Consider the following 3,409-nt stretch of genomic DNA (forward strand, 5'->3'; position numbering starts at 1 on the left):
TTGAGAGAGATACACATCAGTTTCGTGTCGGTCCCCCCGCGTGAGGAGGGACCCGCCGGCTGGCCGCAAGCGATTGCGGGCGGCGGGCAGATACGAAGCTATTCCAAGTCTGGTACACTGACCACCGGCGTCGCACGCGGCGCCGGACGCTCCCGGGTTCGCCCGGGGCGGGAAAATGTACGAAAAACTTCTGATCGGAAAGCGTGGCGGGGGCACAAAAGGCCCCGCTGTCCTGGCTGTGAAGCGCGAGCGATCGCGCATTCGAAAGCAGCCTTGCTCTTTCCGGATCGGATCAAGCGCGAAAAGGGCGTTTGGTGGATGCCTTGGCAGCAAGAGGCGATGAAGGACGTGGTACACTGCGATAAGCCATGGGGAGCCGTGAACAGGCCTTGATCCATGGATGTCCGAATGGGGCAACCCACCTGACATTTGATTATTGTCTGCGCGAGCAGTCGATAGTCGGATGAAACAGGTACTTTGAGACTGAATACATAGGTTTCAAAGAGCGAACCCGGGGAACTGAAACATCTAAGTACCCGGAGGAAAGGAAATCAACAGAGACTCCGCCAGTAGCGGCGAGCGAACGCGGACCAGCCGAGCCGTGAGTGTGACCGGAACGACCTGGAAAGGTCGGCCACAGCGGGTGACAGCCCCGTACGGGAAGCACGATCGGACGTATCAAGTAGGGCGGGACACGTGAAATCCTGTCCGAAGATCGGGGGACCACCCTCGAAGGCTAAGTACTCCTTGCTGACCGATAGCGAACCAGTACCGTGAGGGAAAGGTGAAAAGCACCCCGACGAGGGGAGTGAAACAGATCCTGAAACCGAACGCCTACAAGCAGTCGGAGCCTCCTTGCGAGGTGACGGCGTACCTTTTGTATAATGGGTCAACGACTTGGTCTGTCTAGCAAGCTTAAGCCGGTAGGTGTAGGCGCAGCGAAAGCGAGTCTTAAATGGGCGCATGAGTTAGACGGATCAGACCCGAAACCGAGTGATCTAGGCATGAGCAGGCTGAAGGTTGGGTAACACCAACTGGAGGGCCGAACCCACACCTGTTGAAAAAGGTCGGGATGACTTGTGCCTAGGGGTGAAAGGCCAATCAAACTCGGAGATAGCTGGTTCTCCGCGAAATCTATTTAGGTAGAGCGTCAGACGAATGCCCTCGGGGGTAGAGCACTGGATGGGTAATGGGGTCCCACAGACTTACTGATCCTAACCAAACTCCGAATACCGAGGAGCACTATCTGGCAGACAGACGGCGGGTGCTAACGTCCGTCGTCAAGAGGGAAACAACCCTGACCTACAGCTAAGGCCCCCAATTCGTGGCTAAGTGGGAAAGCATGTGAGACGGCCAAAACAACCAGGAGGTTGGCTTAGAAGCAGCCATCCTTTAAAGATAGCGTAACAGCTCACTGGTCTAGACAAGCTGTCTTGCGGCGAAGATGTAACGGGGCTCAAGCCACGAGCCGAAGCTTAGGGCGCGAGCAATCGCGCGGTAGCGGAGCGTTCTGTTCTGTATCCACTGTCTCTTTCCGGCCCTCGGGCCGGGCGGAGACAAGGGATCTGCTGTGAAGCCGGCGCGTGAGCGACCGGTGGAGCGTTCAGAAGTGAGAATGTTGACATGAGTAGCGACAAAGAGGGTGAGAGACCCTCTCGCCGAAAGTCCAAGGGTTCCTGCTTAAAGCTAATCTGAGCAGGGTGAGCCGGCCCCTAAGGCGAGGCCGAAAGGCGTAGTCGATGGGAACGGGGTTAATATTCCCCGGCCAGGAGGAAGTGACGGATCGAAAGCGTTGTCAGATCTTATCGGATTGATCTGGCAGCCGGACGGTTCCCGGAAACAGCCCTCCATCAGACCGTACCCGAAACCGACACAGGTGGACTGGTAGAGAATACCAAGGCGCTTGAGAGAACCATGTTTAAGGAACTCGGCAAAATGCCTCCGTAAGTTCGCGAGAAGGAGGCCCCGTTGGTGCGCAAGCATCGGCGGGGGGCACAGACCAGGGGGTGGCGACTGTTTACTAAAAACACAGGGCTCTGCGAAGTCGCAAGACGACGTATAGGGTCTGACGCCTGCCCGGTGCCGGAAGGTTAAAGGGAGGGGTGCAAGCTCCGAACTGAAGCCCCGGTAAACGGCGGCCGTAACTATAACGGTCCTAAGGTAGCGAAATTCCTTGTCGGGTAAGTTCCGACCTGCACGAATGGCGTAACGACTTCCCCGCTGTCTCAAACATGGACTCAGCGAAATTGAATTGCCTGTCAAGATGCAGGCTTCCCGCGGTCAGACGGAAAGACCCCGTGCACCTTTACTACAGCTTCGCACTGGCATCAGGATTGCGATGTGCAGGATAGGTGGTAGGCTTTGAAACGGGAACGCCAGTTCCCGTGGAGCCTCCCTTGAGATACCACCCTTCGCACTCTTGATGTCTAACCGCGGCCCGTCATCCGGGTCCGGGACCATGCGTGGCGGGTAGTTTGACTGGGGCGGTCGCCTCCCAAACAGTAACGGAGGCGCGCGATGGTGGGCTCAGAGCGGTCGGAAATCGCTCGGTGAGTGCAATGGCATAAGCCCGCCTGACTGCAAGACTGACAAGTCGAGCAGAGACGAAAGTCGGCCATAGTGATCCGGTGGTCCCACGTGGGTGGGCCATCGCTCAACGGATAAAAGGTACGCCGGGGATAACAGGCTGATGATGCCCAAGAGTCCATATCGACGGCATCGTTTGGCACCTCGATGTCGGCTCATCTCATCCTGGGGCTGAAGTCGGTCCCAAGGGTATGGCTGTTCGCCATTTAAAGAGGTACGTGAGCTGGGTTTAGAACGTCGTGAGACAGTTCGGTCCCTATCTGCCGTGGGTGTAGGAGACTTGAGAGGAGTTGCCCCTAGTACGAGAGGACCGGGGTGAACGTTCCACTGGTGGACCTGTTGTGGCGCCAGCCGCAGTGCAGGGTAGCTATGAACGGACAGGATAACCGCTGAAGGCATCTAAGCGGGAAGCCCCCCTCAAAACAAGGTCTCCCCATAGGGCCGTGGAAGACCACCACGTCGATAGGCCGGAGGTGTAAGCGCAGCAATGCGTTCAGCTGACCGGTACTAATCGCCCAATAGGCTTGATCCGATCCGGTAACGGCAAGGCCGACCAGATCAGAAGCAAAAACAGACCAGAATGGCAAACTGATGCGTGTTTCTTCTCCGGTTTGGTGGCAACAGCACGTGCAAAACACCCGATCCCATCCCGAACTCGGAAGTTAAGTGCCGTCGCGCCAATGGTACTGCGTCTCAAGACGTGGGAGAGTAGGTCACCGCCAAACCTGAAAAGAAACACACATATGTATCTCTCCAACGATACCTAAAAACCTCCGCGGGGTGGAGCAGCCCGGTAGCTCGTCAGGCTCATAACCTGAAGGTC

At 57.0% G+C, this 3,409-nt stretch carries 2 rRNA genes; both read left to right on the top strand.

Going from position 1 to position 3,409, the window contains the following annotated elements:
• Positions 1–290 precede the first annotated feature (290 nt).
• Positions 291–3,118: ribosomal RNA gene (locus IM708_RS20095) — 23S ribosomal RNA — on the top strand.
• A gap of 78 nt (positions 3,119–3,196) precedes the next feature.
• Positions 3,197–3,311 (top strand): 5S ribosomal RNA (rrf, locus tag IM708_RS20100).
• Positions 3,312–3,409: the final 98 nt, after the last annotated feature.

Origin of the sequence: Pararhodobacter sp. SW119, from assembly GCF_017811755.1 — a bacterium.
Classification (GTDB): domain Bacteria; phylum Pseudomonadota; class Alphaproteobacteria; order Rhodobacterales; family Rhodobacteraceae; genus Pararhodobacter.